The following is a 15,643-nucleotide window of genomic DNA, read 5'->3' on the forward strand; positions in this document are numbered from 1 at the left end:
CCTGAGATCGCACCGCTCGTGAAATTTCCCATTTTTTTTATCAAGAGGGGTTTACAGTTAAAAACACGCTCCGTATAGTGCGCGCCATCGACGACGCACACACGTTGCCGATGCTGCCCAGATGGTGAAATTGGTAGACACGCCAGCTTCAGGTGCTGGTGACCGCAAGGTCGTGGAAGTTCGAGTCTTCTTCTGGGCACCATTTTCAGCGACAGACCCTCGGTCTGCCAGCTACCAAAAACCCGCGAAAGCGGGTTTTTTCGTTTTGCCTCCCCTGAAAATCCGATTTCGCAATTACTAAAACAAAAACAGGGGTTTACAGATCAAAAGGCGCTCCGTATAGTGCGCCACATCAACAGCGGCAACGCTGAAGATGCTGCCCAGATGGTGAAATTGGTAGACACGCCAGCTTCAGGTGCTGGTGACCGCAAGGTCGTGGAAGTTCGAGTCTTCTTCTGGGCACCAATTCAAGCTTCAAGGCGCCAGGCCTTGAACCTCACAGAAACCCGCGAAAGCGGGTTTTTGCGTTTCAGGGCTCTGTGTTTCATGGCCAGAACCGCTATCGCGAGCAGGCTCGCTCCCACATTGACCCGATTGAACACCCAGGATCAACTGTGGGAGCGAGCCTGCTCGCGATGAGGCCAGACCGCCAGCAATCAGGCCCTGAACTGCCCCAGGCTCGCCTTCAACTGTGCGGCCAGGCTGTCCAGCACCTTACCGCTGGCCGTTGTCTCGACCACGGCCTGGGCGGCTTTCTCGGCCTGAGCATGGATGGTTTCCACTCGCCCGCGCACGGCTTGCGCGCCCTGGGCCTGATGAGCGGCCGCCTGGGTCGCCAGACCGATGGCCGCGTGCACCTGCTCCACGGAGGCTTGCACCGACTGCTGCAAGCGAGCACTGTCTCGCAAGACCAACAGTCCCTCGTTGGCTTGGCGCCCGGCCTGGCCAATCGCAGCCACCGCTTCGCGGGCACCTTGCTGCAACGCCACGATATGGGCCTGGATATCGCCAGTCGAACTCTGGGTCTTGCTTGCCAGCGCCCGCACCTCGTCCGCAACCACCGCAAACCCCCGCCCGGTCTCCCCGGCCCGCGCAGCCTCGATAGCCGCGTTCAGGGCCAACAGGTTGGTCTGCTCGGCGATACCGTGGATCACCGTCAGCACAACTTCGATCTGCTCGCTCTGCTGGGCCAACCGCTCGATGACTTTGGCCCCTGTGTCCACCTGCCCGGCCAACGCCTCGATCAGGCTACCGACCTTGGCCGATGTTCGAGTGGTCTCATCGGTGGCCTGGCGGATCTCCACCACTTGCTGCAAGGCTGCCTGCATTGCCTGGCTTTCCGATTGAGCCTCGTCGGCCATCTGGGACAAGGCTTGCAGACTCTCGGCGACTTCATCGCGCTGCATCCCGGCCGCCGCGTCGGCGCCGGAATTACGCAGCGTCATCGCACCGATCTCGAGCCCCGTGCGCTGGGCCACCTCACCCGCCTCCCGTACGATGGGCTGCAACTTGTCCACAAAGCGATTGACCGCCGAGGCCATGTCGCCAATCTCGTCCTTGCTGTTGATCTGCACGCGCTTGGTCAGATCACCTTCACCCGCCGCCAGATCGTTCATTGCCGCGATCAACAGCCTCAAGCGGTTGACGACCCGACGCCCCAATACCACGGCCAACAGCACCAGCACGCCAAAGCCTACCAGCGCCAGGCCAAGGCCGATGCGCCAGCGCAAGGTATTCGCGGCCTGCTGCACGGTGCTGGCGGTATTGGTCTGCATTTCGGTGGCAGTGGCCTGCGCCGACTGCAACCGGCCACGCATGGCGGTGGCACTGTCGGCCGCCGCCCCCTTGAGGCTGTCACCGACCAGCTGATCACTACTGGCAATCAACGCCGAGAAACGCTGGTCCAGCGCCTTCAGGTCGGTTTCCACCGATGCAGTGGAAACCCCCATCAACACCTTGCCGATTTCCACGCCATTGGGGTTGATCGGCGCCTCGATGTAATAGACAGAGGGATCGTTTTTCGCCGCATCCAGCACCTTGTCCAACGCCCGCTCGCCCTTGCCCTTTTCCAGCAAAGCCTTGTTGATCGCGTTCTCCCGGTTCAGATAACGGGTCAGGTGCTCGCCATTGGCATCGTCATAGATGACGAACAACACGTTGGGATTGCGCTGCGCTCGGCGGGCGAATTCGGAGAGCGTCGGGATGTCGCTGTCCCACATGGCCCGGGGAGCGACGGAGGCGAGGAGCTGCGCCATATCATTGGCGGACTCTCTCAGGTCTTTTTCCAGAGTGCCACGCAACTGCGCCTGCTCTTCCTTCAAGCGCACAGACAAGCCGGCATTCAGGCGCTGACGCGTACTGGCGGACAGGCTGTCCAGGCTTGAAGTCACCTCGCGCCCAGCCTGCTCCAGCTCACCGGAAAGCTTCTGGCTATCGGCCCCCAGGCGCGAACTCAGGTCAGCCTCCAGCGCCGTGACCGTGCTCCGGGTCAGCGCCACAGCCACCAGCACTTGCACCAAAAGGGCGATACCAAGCGTAACGAACACAGGCCGTAGCAAACGGCTTTGTAACAGTGAGAGAACGGCCGACACGTGAAATCCCTCTACCAACGCCATTAAATTGATGGCACTTGCAAAGAAGCGCCAATAATGGAGATTCATAGCAAGTGTCGTGCCGCGCGGTAGCCAGAAAAAACAAAGGACCCAATCAAGGGTCCTTTGTTTTTTACATCAACGACTTATCAACCGAACGGGTGACGCAGAACGATGGTTTCGTTGCGATCCGGCCCCGTCGAAATAATGTCGATCGGCGCGCCGACCAGCTCTTCGAGACGCTGGATATAGTTGCGGGCCGCCACTGGCAACTCTTCCAGGGTCTTGGCACCCACGGTGGACTCGGTCCAGCCCGGCATCTGTTCGTACACCGGCTCCAGGCCGATGTAGCTGTCAGCGTCGGTCGGTGCGTCGATGACAGCGCCGTCCTGGTTCTTGTAGCCCACACAGATGTTGATGGTTTCCAGGCCGTCCAGCACGTCCAGCTTGGTCAGGCACAGGCCCGAGATGCTGTTGACATCGATGGCGCGGCGCAGGATGACAGCATCGAACCAACCGCAACGACGGGCACGCCCGGTGGTGGCACCGAACTCATGACCACGCTTGGCCAGGAAGGCACCGACGTCATCGAACAGCTCGGTCGGAAACGGACCCGAACCCACGCGAGTGGTGTAGGCCTTGGTGATGCCCAGGATGTAATCCACATACATCGGACCGAAGCCCGAACCGGTGGCGATACCGCCTGCGGTGGTGTTCGAACTGGTGACGTATGGGTAGGTACCGTGGTCGATATCCAGCAGCGAACCCTGGGCGCCTTCGAACATGATGTCCTTGCCGGCGCGACGCAGCTCATGCAGCTCGGCCGTGACGTCGAGCATCATTGGCTTGAGCAGCTCGGCGTACTCCATGCACTCGTCCAGGGTCTTCTGGAAGTCGATGGCTGGCTCTTTGTAGTAATTGACCAGGACAAAGTTGTGGTAGTCCAGCAACTCGCCCAGCTTGGCGGCGAAACGCTCGCGGTGGAACAAGTCGCCGATGCGCAGGCCGCGGCGAGCCACTTTGTCTTCATAGGCCGGGCCGATACCGCGACCAGTGGTACCGATCTTCATCTCGCCGCGGGCCTTTTCACGGGCCTGATCCAGCGCAACGTGGTAGGACAGGATCAGCGGGCAGGATGGGCTGATACGCAGACGCTCGCGCACCGGTACGCCTTTCTCTTCCAGCTTGACGATTTCCCGCAGCAACGCGTCGGGAGCCACCACGACACCGTTGCCGATCAGGCACTGTACGCCTTCGCGCAGCACGCCCGATGGAATCAGGTGCAGGACGGTTTTCTCACCGTCGATCACCAGGGTGTGACCTGCGTTGTGGCCACCCTGGTAGCGCACTACGGCGGCAGCATGTTCGGTCAGCAGATCGACGATCTTGCCTTTGCCCTCATCACCCCACTGGGTGCCCAGGACTACGACATTCTTACCCATAACACTTGTCCTCATTCGCGCAAACTTGGTGCCGGCCGCGGCCGGCAGGAAAACTCAAGAAGCCAGCGGCAGTACCTGCCAAAGCCCGTTGTGCTGAATCAATTGCCGGTCGCAGTCCGCTTCACGGGCGGCGGCCAAAGGCTGCCCAGGCAACGCCTGGACGACACGCTGACCCTCACTGCGCAACTGGCAGACCGTCTGCCAAAGAGCCGCATCCGTACTGTCAGGCATCCAGATACCGCCGGACGGTAACTCGACTTCAGCACGCCCCAGGGTCACCAGGGTTTTCAAATCAGTAGAGAAGCCGGTCGCCGGACGGGCGCGGCCGAAGTCGGCGCCGATGTCATCGTAACGGCCGCCCTGGGCGATGGACTGGCCCACGCCCGGTACGAATACCGCGAACACCACGCCAGTGTGATAGTGATAACCGCGCAACTCGCCCAGGTCGAAGTACAAGGGCAGCTCCGGGAAACGTACCGACAGACGCTCGGCAATCGCCAGCAGGTCATCCAGGGCTGCCAGGACAGCCGCTGGCGCGTGGGCCAGGCGCTCGCGGGCAGCGGACAGCACTTCGCGACCACCGCACAGGTCCACCAGTGCCCGCAGCATGTCGGACAGATCGGCGGGGAGGCCTTCGGTCAGGCTGATGACTTCGTCGATGGCTTTGCGCTGCAAAGCGTCGAACAACTGCTGCTCCACTTCACCGGACAGACCGGCCGCACGAGCCAGACCGCGATAGATGCCGACGTGGCCGAGGTCCATGTGGACATCCGGTACGTCGGCCAGTTGCAGCATGGCCAGCATCAGACTGATGACTTCCACGTCACTGCTCGGGCTGGCATCACCGTACAACTCGGCACCCAACTGGATCGGGCTACGGGAAGATGACAAGGCACGGGGCTGGGCATGCAACACACTACCGGCATAGCAAAGGCGACTCGGCCCTTCCCGGCGCAAGGTGTGAGCGTCGATGCGTGCCACTTGCGGCGTGATGTCGGCCCGAAAGCCCATCTGCCGACCCGACTGCGGGTCAACGACCTTGAAGGTACGCAGGTCCAGGTCCTGGCCCGCGCCGGTCAGCAGGGATTCCAGGTACTCGATATGAGGGGTGACGACGAACTCGTAACCCCAGCTCTGGAACAGATCCAACACCTGCCGACGCGCTACTTCGATACGCGCAGCTTCCGGTGGCAGTACTTCTTCGATGCCATCTGGCAGCAGCCAGCGGTCTACCGTTGCCATTACGCCATTCCCCTATGGTCCGGGCGGCCAGCCTTCGGGCAAGCCTTGAGTGAAGCAGAAAATGCTCGGCCCATGCACAAACAACGCGCAAGAGCGACGTGACGAATGACCCGGAATCGGCCTCGTCCAGCACTTTCCTCGAAAAACCTGTCGAGTCGTTCAACCCGACGCCTGCCATCGATAACCGCAATCGAACGTGCAGACGCAAAAAAGCCGGGAATTTCCCGGCTGCCGCATCATACACTCGTTTTCCCAAAGGATCACCCCGCCCGACGCTTTAGCCGCCAGGCGGAGTATCTCGAGTCAACGCTGTATCAAGGCTTGGTCTTTTCCAGGTAGCGGAAAAAGTCGCTGCTCGGGTCCAGAACCAGCACATCGGATTTACGTCCGAAGCTTTCACGGTAAGCGTTCAGGCTACGGTAGAACGCGTAGAACTCCTGATCCTGACCGTAGGCCTTGGCGTAGATCGCAGCGGCCTGGGCGTCACCATCACCGCGAACCTCTTCCGATTCACGATAGGCTTCGGCCAGCAGTACGCGACGTTGACGATCGGCGTCGGCACGGATGCCCTCGGCCAACTCATTACCCTTGGCGCGGTGTTCGCGGGCTTCACGCTCGCGCTCGGTGCTCATCCGTTCGAACACGCTGCGGTTCACTTCCTTCGGCAGGTCGATGGCCTTGACCCGGACATCGACCACTTCGATACCCAGTTCCTTCTCCGCCATCGCGTTCAGCGAACGGGTGATGTCGGCCATGAGCGCATCACGCTCACCGGATACCACTTCATGCAGTGTGCGCTTGCCGAACTGGTCACGCAGGCCCGACTCCAGGCGACGGGACAGGCGTTCGTCAGCGATCTGCTTGAGGCCGGACGTCGCAGTGTAGAAGCGTTCGGCATCCTTCACGCGCCATTTGGCGTAGGCATCGACCATGACCGCTTTCTTTTCCAACGTCAGGAAACGTTGCGTCGGCGCATCCAGCGTCATCAGGCGGGCGTCGAACTTGCGCACCTTGTTGACGTACGGCACCTTCACATGCAGACCTGGCTGGACATCCGTCTCCACCACGCGACCGAATTGCAGCAACACCGCACGTTCGGTCTGGGACACGATGTAGAAGCAGTTCCAGGCTGCGATCGCCACGACGACGCCGACAATAAGGGCGATCAGCGATTTATTGCTCATCAGCGACTCTCCCTGGTACGTGCTTGCTGTTGCTCAACCGCCGGGCGGGTATTCGCTTCATTGTTGGCGGGCGCCATGCCGGCCGGCGGCGCACTGGTGGTACGACCGCTCTCGATCATCTTGTCCAGCGGCAGGTACAGCAGGTTGCTCTGGCCGTTCTTGTTGCCGGTCACGAGGACTTTGCTGGTATTACTGAAGACTTCCTGCATGGTTTCCAGGTACAGACGCTGGCGGGTCACCTCAGGTGCCTTGCGATACTCGGCCACCAACTTGGTGAAGCGGTCGGCCTCACCCTTGGCACGGGAAACCACTTCGTCGCGGTAACCGTTGGCATCTTCGATGATGCGCTGGGCCTGACCACGAGCTTCGGGCACGACGCCGTTGGCGTAGGTCTCGGCCTGGTTGCGCGAACGCTGTTCGTCCTCTCGGGCACGGATCACATCGTCGAACGCTTCCTGGACCTCGCGTGGCGCCGCGGCGCTCTGCACGTTGACCTGGGTGACGGTGATGCCGGTGCGATAGGTGTCGAGGAACCGCTGCAGGCGCTCCTTGATTTCGCTGGCCATCAACTCACGACCCTCGGTCAACACCTGGTCCATGGCGGTGGAACCCACCACGTGGCGCAAGGCACTTTCGGTCGCATGTTGCAGGCTGACTTCCGGCTGGTCGACGTTCAGCACGAAGTCTTGCAGGTTGGTGATCTTGTACTGCACGGTCAGTGGAACCTCGACGATGTTTTCATCTTCGGTCAGCATCTGGCCCTGCTTGGTGTAGGCACGCTCACGCGTGACGTTCTCCATGTATTTCTGATCGATCGGCGGGAAATAGATGTTCAGGCCCGGGCCGACGGTTTCGTAGTACTTGCCGAAGCGCAGCACCACGGCTTGCTCCTGCTCGTCCACGACGTAGACCGCACTGTACAGCCAGACAGCCGCGAGCACGACCAGGCCGATGCCGAGCAGGCCAAAACCGCCGCTCTTGCCTGGCCGACCGCCATCGTCACCGCGTTTTTTACCACCACCGAACAAACCGTTCAGGCTTTCCTGCAGCTTGCGGAAGGCCTCGTCGAGATCCGGAGGCCCCTTGCGATCGCCATTGTTACGACGCTTGCCACCCCAGGGATCCTGATTATTCGAGTTGCCACCCGGCTCATTCCAAGCCATAGCGCTCTCCATCTGATAAAGCAAAGACGCACCCTCGGCGCGCCGACCAATGCTACAGAATGCCTGACACAGCGTTCTCAGGCTTTTATTGCAAAGTGTGTTGCTCGATGAACTCCATCGGTTGCAGCCCTTCGCGACTGACCAGACGGTTCAGCTCCGATCGAGGCAGGCGTACCGCCAGCAGGCAGGTGCCTTCTTCGTCGTGTTCTTCTTTTTGCACGGCCCCCAACTCGAAGAACTGGGCACGCAGCCGGGCGAAACGTTGCGACAGCTTCAAGGTGCCGACAAACAGATCGTCGCCCAGCAGCTCGGCCACGGCCTGTTTGAGCAGATCGAGGCCGGTACCGTCCCGGGCCGACAACCAGACCCGCTGCGGCTTGCCATCGGCATCGCGCTGGATCTGCGGCTCCACGCCTTCGAGCAAATCGAGTTTGTTGTATACCTCGAGGATCGGCAAGTCCTGGGCCCCGATCTCGCCCAGCACCACCATGACCTGTTCGATCTGCAACATACGATCCGGCTCGGCGGCGTCGATCACATGCAGCAGCAGGTCGGAGTTGCTCGACTCTTCGAGCGTAGCCCGGAAAGCCTCGACCAGCTTATGCGGCAGGTGCCGGATGAAACCCACGGTGTCGGCCAGCACGATCGGCCCGAGGTCGTCCAGGTCAAGCCGGCGCAAGGTCGGGTCGAGGGTGGCGAACAACTGGTCGGCGGCGTAGACGTCCGATTCGGTCACATTATTGAACAGCGTGGATTTGCCGGCGTTGGTATAGCCCACCAGCGAAACCGTCGGGATGTCTGCGCGCTTGCGGCCACGGCGCGACTGCTCGCGCTGGCTGCGGACCTTTTCCAGGCGCCCTTTGATCTGGCGCAGGCGGACCCGCAGCAGACGCCGGTCGGTTTCCAGTTGGGTTTCACCTGGACCACGCAGGCCGATACCGCCCTTTTGCCGCTCAAGGTGAGTCCAGCCACGGACCAGCCGGGTGCTCATGTGCTCGAGCTGGGCCAGTTCGACCTGGAGCTTGCCCTCATGGGTACGGGCGCGTTGGGCGAAAATATCGAGGATCAGCCCGGTTCGATCAATCACGCGGCACTCGAAGACACGTTCGAGGTTGCGTTCCTGACTGGGCGTGAGGATGTGATTGAAAATCACCAGATCGACCTGTTCGGCCTTGACCAGGTCGCGCAACTCCTCGACCTTGCCACTGCCGATCAGGAACTTGGCGGTTGGCCGATGACGCGGCACGTTGAAAAACGCGACGGTCTCGGCGCCGGCCGAAAGTGCCAATTCCTGAAACTCCTGCGGATCTTCGCGCGCCTCAGGGTCCTGTCCTTCCAAGTGAACGAGAATAGTCCGTTCACCACCACCGTGGCGCTCAAAGAACAAAGGAGACTCCTATCAGGCGTTACCCGGCTCAGCGTCACCGCCATCGGATTCGGTTGCGCTTGGCAGACGAATTGCACGAACCGGCACGACTGTCGAGATAGCGTGTTTGTAGACCATCTGGCTGACGGTGTTCTTCAGCAGGATCACGAACTGGTCGAAAGACTCGATCGTACCTTGCAGCTTGATCCCGTTGACCAGATAGATGGACACCCCAACTTTCTCTTTACGTAAAGTGTTCAAGTAAGGGTCTTGTAGCGAATGCCCTTTTGACATGTGCCGCACTCCTTTAAGGATCAATAATAAAAAACGGAATCAGATGGCTTGGGCCGTCACACCCCCAAGGATAGACGGCAATTGCAAGGACTCAGCCCAATATGGAGATGGTCCCGAGGTATTTCAAGGCGCGTGGCAGATTGTCGCAATCGAGGCTGTCGAGCCAATGCAGGTCAGTCCAACTGCGTAACCAGGTGAACTGGCGCTTGGCCAGCTGGCGCGTGGCAATGATCCCACGCTCCCGCATCTCGGCTGACGTCAGCTTGCCGTCCAGGTAATCCCAGACCTGTCGATAACCCACCGCACGTATAGACGGCAACCCGGCATGCAGGTCACTTCGCTCACGCAGGGCTACGACCTCGTCGATGAATCCCTGTTCCAACATTAATGTGAATCTTTGTTCAATTCGCCGATGCAGCACTTGCCGGTTCGCCGGAGCGATGGCCAGACTCGCGACAGTATAGGGCAATTGTTGCAGTCCCGAAGCGGCTGCTTCAGTACTTTGCGCAGATTGTCGCTGGCGCAGGGCGGTCATGCTCTGGCCGCTGACCCGATAAACTTCCAAGGCCCGGCTGAGGCGCTGCGGGTCGTTGGGGTGAATACGGGCTGCCGACACCGGGTCAATGACTGCCAATTGCTCGTGCAACGCCTGCCAGCCAAGGCGTGCGGCCTCTTCTTCGATCTGCGCGCGCACCTCGGGGTCCGCCGCGGGCATGTCGGCCAGCCCGTCGACCAGGGCCTTGTAATACAGCATCGTACCGCCCACCAGCAATGGGATCTTGCCCCGTGCGGTGATCTCGGCCATGGCCTGGAGGGCGTCGCGACGGAAATCGGCGGCCGAGTAGGCTTCGGCCGGGTCGAGGATGTCGATCAACCGATGGGGAAACTCGGCCAGCAGTGCTTTCGATGGCTTGGCGGTGCCGATGTCCATGCCCCGATAGACCAGCGCCGAATCGACACTGATCAACTCGCAAGGCAAGACCTTGGTCAGCTCGATGGCCAGGTCGGTCTTGCCGGCGGCGGTCGGCCCCATCAGGAATATGGCGGGTGGCAACTGGCTCATCAACGACCGCGCAGAAACAGTTTGTCCAGGTCGTCCAGGCCCAGTTGGGTCCAGGTCGGCCGGCCATGGTTGCATTGACCGCTGCGCTCGGTGTTTTCCATGTCCCGCAGCAGGCCGTTCATTTCCGGCAGGGCCAGGCGCCGGTTGGCGCGGATTGCGCCGTGGCAGGCCATGGTGCCGAGCAGTTCGTTCAGGTGCGCCTGGATCCGGTCGCTGGTGCCGTACTCCATCAGGTCCGCCAGCACGTCGCTGACCAGGCGATTGGCCTCGGCCTGTTTCAGCAACGCCGGGATTTGCCGGATCGCCAGGGTTTCCGGACCCAGGCGCTGCAGCTCGAAGCCCAGGCGCTGGAACCAGCTCGCATGCTCTTCGGCGCAATCGGCTTCGCGCTGGCTCACAGCCAGGGATTCAGGCACCAACAACGGCTGGCCGCTCAGGCCTTCGCTGGCCATGGCGACCTTCAGCCGCTCATACATGATCCGCTCGTGGGCCGCGTGCATGTCCACCAGGACCAGGCCCTGAGCGTTTTCCGAGAGAATATAGATACCCTTGAGCTGCGCCAGGGCATAGCCCAGCGGTGGGACATCGCCCTGCTCATCGGGCAGCGTCGGGGCGCCGGTTTCAGGCAGGGGTTTGAAAAACTCCCGATAGGCCGCCTGGGCTTCGGCGGCCGGCACGCTCGACTGCGGACGCGGGGTGTATTGATACTGATAGCCGCTGCTTGCACCGCTGCCCGCCGAGCTGTAGTTCGGTTGGGATTGAGGTTGCTCCAGCAAGGTATTGGCTGCCAGGCGCATCTCTCCCTGGGGACCGAACTCGCCAGCTTCCAGGCCGGTCGGGCGAACCATGCCCGCCACCGCAGCCGGCGCAGCCAACTGGTCTTCCGGGCGCACATCGCCCAAGGCACGGTGCAGGGTGCCGTAAAGAAAATCGTGCACCATGCGCCCATCGCGAAAGCGCACTTCATGCTTGGTCGGGTGCACGTTGACGTCCACCACCGACGGATCGACTTCGAAGAACAATACGAAGGTCGGATGCCGACCATTGAACAGCACATCGCGATAAGCCTGGCGTACCGCGTGAGCCACCAGCTTGTCGCGCACGGCCCGGCCGTTCACATAGAAGTACTGCAAATCCGCCTGGCTGCGGGAGAAGGTCGGCAACCCGACCCACCCCCACAGGTGCAAGCCATTGCGCTCCACCTCGATGGGCAATGCCTGCTCCAGGAAACCCGAGCCGCACACCGCCGCCACGCGCCGGGCGCGGGCGGCATCGTCACGGGCCTCGTGCAGGCTGAGGATGGTCTTGCCGTTGTGGCGCAAATGGAAGGCCACGTCGAAACGCGCCAGGGCCAGGCGCTTGATGACTTCCTGCAGGTGATCGAATTCGGTTTTCTCGGCCTTTAGAAACTTGCGTCGGGCCGGGGTGTTGAAGAACAGGTCGCGCACTTCCACCGAGGTGCCCACCGGGTGAGCAGCGGGCTGGACCCGGGAAGCCATGTCCCGGCCTTCGGTCTCGACTTGCCATGCCTGCTCGGCATCACGGGTGCGCGAGGTGAGGGTCAGGCGCGACACCGAACTGATGGACGCCAGGGCCTCGCCACGGAACCCCAGGCTCATGACGCGTTCGAGGTCTTCCAGGTCGCGGATCTTGCTGGTGGCGTGACGCGCCAGTGCCAGCGGCAGGTCATCGGCGGGAATACCGCCGCCGTCGTCGCGCACCCGCAGCAGCTTGACGCCGCCCTGCTCGACATCCACATCGATGCGCCGGGCACCGGAATCGAGGCTGTTTTCCAGCAGTTCCTTGATGACCGACGCCGGGCGCTCGACCACCTCGCCAGCGGCGATCTGGTTCGCCAGCCGGGGACTGAGCAGCTCAATGCGGGCGTTGCCGCCAATCACTTCATCACTCATTGCTGGGCCGCCACTTCATTGCCGGGGATGGTCAGGGTCTGGCCGATCTTGAGCTCGTCGCTCTTGAGGTTGTTGGCGCTGCGCAAGAGCGCGGGCGATACCTGGTAGCGAACGGCGATCATCGCCAGGGTTTCGCCAGGGGTGACCCGGTGGTCCCGCGGGCCTTGGGCAATCTTGCCGGAATCACGCAACCAGGCGATGTAGGTGCCCGGCGGCGGGTTCTGCTGGAAGAATTGCCGCACGCCACTGCTGATGGACCGGGCCAGCGCCTGCTGATGACTGGAGGACGTCAGTTTGGAAGCTTCGTTGGCGTTGGAGATGAAACCGGTTTCCACCAGGATCGACGGGATGTCCGGCGACTTCAGCACCATGAACCCGGCCTGCTCGACGCGCTGCTTGTGCAACGGCGTGACACGACCGATGTTGCTCAGGACCTTCTGGCCGACGTTCAGGCTGGACGTCAGCGAGGCCGTCATCGACAGGTCGAGCAACACGCCGGCAAGCATCCGGTCCTTGTCGTCGAGGCTGACGTTGCCGGCACCGCCAATCAGGTCGGAACGGTTTTCGCTGTCGGCCAGCCAGCGGGCCGTCTCGGACGTGGCGCCACGGTCGGACAACGCAAACACCGAGGCCCCGAACGCGGCTGCCGAAGGGGCAGCGTCGGCATGGATGGAGACGAACAGGTCGGCGCCCTTCTTGCGGGCGATCTCGGTACGGCCGCGCAATGGAATGAAGTAGTCACCGGTACGGGTCAATTCGGCGCGGAAGCCTTTCATGCCGTTGACCTGGCGTTGCAGTTCGCGGGCGATGGACAGCACCACGTCTTTTTCCCGCTGCCCGCGCGAGCCCGAGGCCCCCGGGTCTTCGCCACCGTGGCCGGCGTCGATCACCACGATGATGTCACGCTTGCCGGCAGGGGCCGGCGGCAGCTTGATTGCAGGTTCGGCAGGCGTCACCGGTACCGCCGGGACCGTGGCGACATTGGTCGGCGGCGGTGGCGGCGGTGCGGCATCGGCCGGGTTGTCGAACAGGTCCACCACCAGCCGGTTGCCGTACTGGGCATTGGGGGCCAGGGTAAAGCTTTTCGGCGTCACGGCTTTTTTCAGGTCGATGACCACCCGCAGGTCGGTCGGCGTGCGCTGGGCCGAACGCATCGCGGTAATCGGCGTGTTGGCGGTGGCCACGTTCAGCGGCGCGCCCAGGGACGCGCCATTGATGTCGATCACCAGGCGATCCGGGGCGGTCAGGGTAAATACGCTGTGCTGTACCGGGCCCGTCAGGTCGAACACCAGCCGAGTATTGTCCGGCGCCCGCCAGAGGCGAACGCTGTTGACCTTCGTCTCAGCCACAGCATCGACGGCCAGTGCCGTAAGCAACAGTCCTACGACAGCAACCACCGCGCGAAAGCGCATACCAAACCCCATCATCAATTAGTTTCCAGTGCCAACTCGGCACACCACGACTCGCCACGCGAGCCTTGCGGGGTCAGTTTCACCGAACGCCCGCCATTCTGCGCGCCAATGGTAATGGTCAGGTCAGGCTTTGGCAAAAAGCCTGCACCCTTGCAGGGCCATTCGATCAGGCACAAGGCGTCGTCTTCGAAATAATCACGGATGCCGAGAAACTCCAGCTCCTCAGGGTCCACCAACCGATACAAATCGAAATGGAAGGCGCGGATATCACCGATTTCGTAGGGCTCTACCAGTGTGAACGTAGGACTTTTTACCGCGCCGACATGCCCGAGGCCGCGAATGATGCCCCGGGACAGCGTGGTCTTGCCCGCGCCAAGGTCGCCTTCGAGAAAAATCAGGCCGTGGCCTGCCGTAGTACGTGCAATGCGGGCACCGAATTGCGTCATGGCTTGCTCGTCAGCCACGTACAGGGTTACTTCAGGCAAGGTGATTGCTCCTCCAACAACTGACGAATGGCCGGGATCAGATCGGTCGCCGCCAGGCCACGGCCCGACCGGCCGGCTTGCGCACCGGCATTGGCGTGCAGCCAGACCGCCAGGCACGCGGCCTCGAAGCCTTCCATGCCTTGGGCCAGCAAGGCGCCAACCACGCCAGCCAGCACGTCCCCCAGGCCGGCGGTCGCCATGGCCGGATGGCCCTGACTGCAAACGGCCAGGCGACCGTCCGGGCTGGCAATCAGGCTGCCGGCGCCCTTGAGGATCACCGTGGCGGTGTATTTCTTGCTCAACGCCAGGGCCGCTGCCGGCCGGTCGGCCTGCACCTGGGCGGTGGAAATCTCCAGAAGCCGTGCCGCCTCCCCCGGATGCGGAGTGATCACGCAGTGCTCGGGCAAGCTGACAGCATCGGTGCTCAGCAGGTTCAGCGCGTCGGCGTCCCACACTTGCGGCAACGGCGCATTGGCCACCGCCGACAACAGGCTGCGCCCCCAGGCGGCTTGCCCCAATCCGGGACCGACCACCAGTACGTCAGCCTGCTCCAGCAGCCCCATCAACTGATTCGCCGAATGAGTGCCCTGCACCATGACCTCCGGCAAACGCGTCAGCGACGCCGAGACATGTTCGCTGCGGGTCGCCACGGAAACCATTCCTGCGCCACAACGCAGGGCGCTTTCAGCGCTCATCAGGATCGCTCCGCCAAACCCCCGGTCGCCGCCGATCAACAGGACGTGACCGAACGAGCCCTTGTGGGAAGTGGGTGCGCGAGGCGTCAGACGAGGCAGATTTTTTTGTGAGAGCAATCGTGCACTGAACGCCGCCGATTCAACGAGATCCGGATCGGCATGCAGGTCATCAAAGACCAGCTCGCCGACTCGGTCCGCCGCATCGCCGGTGAACAGGCCTTGCTTCAGGCCAATGAACGTTACCGTCAGGTCAGCCGTGACCGCCGTACCCAGCACACGTCCGGTGTCGCTGCACAGGCCGGAAGGGATATCGACCGCGGTGACGGGCAGCCCACTGACGTTGATCGTGTCGATTGCTCGCACATAGGGCTCACGCACATCGCCACTCAAGCCCGTGCCGAGCAAGGCGTCCAGCAGCACGCCACGCAATTCGGATTCGTCGGTCCATGCTTCAAGCGGCACGCCCACCGCCACGGCCTCGGCATGGGCAATGGCAGCGTCGCCCTGCAGGCGACGAGGCTCGCCCACCGTCAGCACTCGCACCGACCAGCCGGCACGGCGGGCCAGGGTCGCCACCAGAAATCCATCGCCGGCGTTATTGCCGTGGCCGGTCATCACGGTCAGCTCACCGGCCTTTGGCCAGCGCCGGACGATCGCCCGCCAGGTGGCACGGGCGGCGCGCTGCATCAATTCGAAGCCGCTGGTACCTGCCGCGATCAACTGTGCGTCGAGGGCCCGGATCTGCGCGGCACTGTACAGCGCGTCGGGAAAATCATCTTTAGTGTGCGGCATG

12 protein-coding genes, 2 tRNA genes and 1 pseudogene are annotated in these 15,643 nt (G+C 62.2%); 2 read left to right on the forward strand and 13 right to left on the reverse strand.

Annotation, left to right across the window (positions count from 1 at the left end; all coding sequences use genetic code 11):
• The first annotated feature begins 115 nt into the window (after positions 1-115).
• Together EGM97_RS14345 and EGM97_RS14350 are read left to right on the forward strand one after the other, a co-directional pair.
• A tRNA-Leu gene (locus EGM97_RS14345) sits at positions 116-202 on the forward strand.
• Positions 203-378: 176 nt separating this feature from the next.
• Positions 379-465: transfer RNA gene (locus EGM97_RS14350), tRNA-Leu, on the forward strand.
• Between the two features lie 191 nt (positions 466-656).
• Here EGM97_RS14350 and EGM97_RS14355 read toward each other — a convergent pair.
• The 13 genes and pseudogenes from EGM97_RS14355 to EGM97_RS14415 all read right to left on the reverse strand — a co-directional run bounded on the left by EGM97_RS14355 (position 657) and on the right by EGM97_RS14415 (position 15,642).
• Entirely contained in the window at positions 657-1,541 is an 885-nt protein-coding gene (locus EGM97_RS14355; protein WP_477788816.1) for a methyl-accepting chemotaxis protein, read from the reverse strand.
• 21 nt (positions 1,542-1,562) lie between these two features.
• A pseudogene (locus EGM97_RS14360) lies at positions 1,563-2,660 on the reverse strand (methyl-accepting chemotaxis protein); the annotation flags it as partial.
• 80 nt (positions 2,661-2,740) lie between these two features.
• The gene (locus tag EGM97_RS14365; RefSeq protein ID WP_238965321.1) at positions 2,741-4,033 is read right to left on the reverse strand and encodes an adenylosuccinate synthase; all 1,293 of its coding nucleotides are present in this window, start codon (positions 4,031-4,033) and stop codon (positions 2,741-2,743) included.
• A gap of 54 nt (positions 4,034-4,087) precedes the next feature.
• Entirely contained in the window at positions 4,088-5,275 is a 1,188-nt protein-coding gene (locus EGM97_RS14370) for an ATP phosphoribosyltransferase regulatory subunit (protein ID WP_238965320.1), read from the reverse strand.
• Positions 5,276-5,589: 314 nt separating this feature from the next.
• On the reverse strand, positions 5,590-6,459 hold the full coding sequence (gene hflC / locus EGM97_RS14375) for a protease modulator HflC (protein ID WP_053155638.1): 870 nt from the start codon (positions 6,457-6,459) through the stop codon (positions 5,590-5,592).
• A complete protein-coding gene (gene hflK / locus EGM97_RS14380; protein WP_238965319.1) occupies positions 6,459-7,622 on the reverse strand; it encodes an FtsH protease activity modulator HflK in 1,164 nt (387 codons plus the stop codon). Before hflK ends, hflC begins: the two co-directional genes overlap by 1 nt.
• An 85-nt stretch (positions 7,623-7,707) precedes the next feature.
• On the reverse strand, positions 7,708-9,009 hold the full coding sequence (gene hflX, locus EGM97_RS14385; protein WP_053155642.1) for a ribosome rescue GTPase HflX: 1,302 nt from the start codon (positions 9,007-9,009) through the stop codon (positions 7,708-7,710).
• A 12-nt stretch (positions 9,010-9,021) separates the two neighbouring features.
• Positions 9,022-9,282: an RNA chaperone Hfq gene (hfq, locus tag EGM97_RS14390; protein ID WP_053155644.1), complete on the reverse strand. Its 261-nt coding sequence runs from the start codon at positions 9,280-9,282 to the stop codon at positions 9,022-9,024.
• A 91-nt stretch (positions 9,283-9,373) separates the two neighbouring features.
• On the reverse strand, positions 9,374-10,345 hold the full coding sequence (gene miaA, locus EGM97_RS14395) for a tRNA (adenosine(37)-N6)-dimethylallyltransferase MiaA (protein ID WP_238965318.1): 972 nt from the start codon (positions 10,343-10,345) through the stop codon (positions 9,374-9,376).
• Positions 10,345-12,258: a DNA mismatch repair endonuclease MutL gene (gene mutL, locus EGM97_RS14400; RefSeq protein WP_238965317.1), complete on the reverse strand. Its 1,914-nt coding sequence runs from the start codon at positions 12,256-12,258 to the stop codon at positions 10,345-10,347. Before mutL ends, miaA begins: the two co-directional genes overlap by 1 nt.
• Positions 12,255-13,685, reverse strand: a complete 1,431-nt coding sequence (locus EGM97_RS14405) for an N-acetylmuramoyl-L-alanine amidase (protein WP_053155649.1) — start codon at positions 13,683-13,685, stop codon at positions 12,255-12,257. Before EGM97_RS14405 ends, mutL begins: the two co-directional genes overlap by 4 nt.
• Positions 13,685-14,155 carry a tRNA (adenosine(37)-N6)-threonylcarbamoyltransferase complex ATPase subunit type 1 TsaE gene (tsaE, locus tag EGM97_RS14410; RefSeq protein ID WP_238965316.1) on the reverse strand — a complete coding sequence of 157 codons (471 nt, stop codon included), beginning with the start codon at positions 14,153-14,155 and terminating at the stop codon, positions 13,685-13,687. Before tsaE ends, EGM97_RS14405 begins: the two co-directional genes overlap by 1 nt.
• Positions 14,143-15,642, reverse strand: a complete 1,500-nt coding sequence (locus tag EGM97_RS14415) for an NAD(P)H-hydrate dehydratase (protein ID WP_238965315.1) — start codon at positions 15,640-15,642, stop codon at positions 14,143-14,145. The genes tsaE and EGM97_RS14415 overlap by 13 nt, the downstream gene beginning before the upstream one ends.
• Position 15,643 lies beyond the last annotated feature (1 nt).

Source organism: Pseudomonas sp. AF32 (assembly GCF_022342325.2).
GTDB classification, from domain to species: domain Bacteria; phylum Pseudomonadota; class Gammaproteobacteria; order Pseudomonadales; family Pseudomonadaceae; genus Aquipseudomonas; species Aquipseudomonas uvaldensis.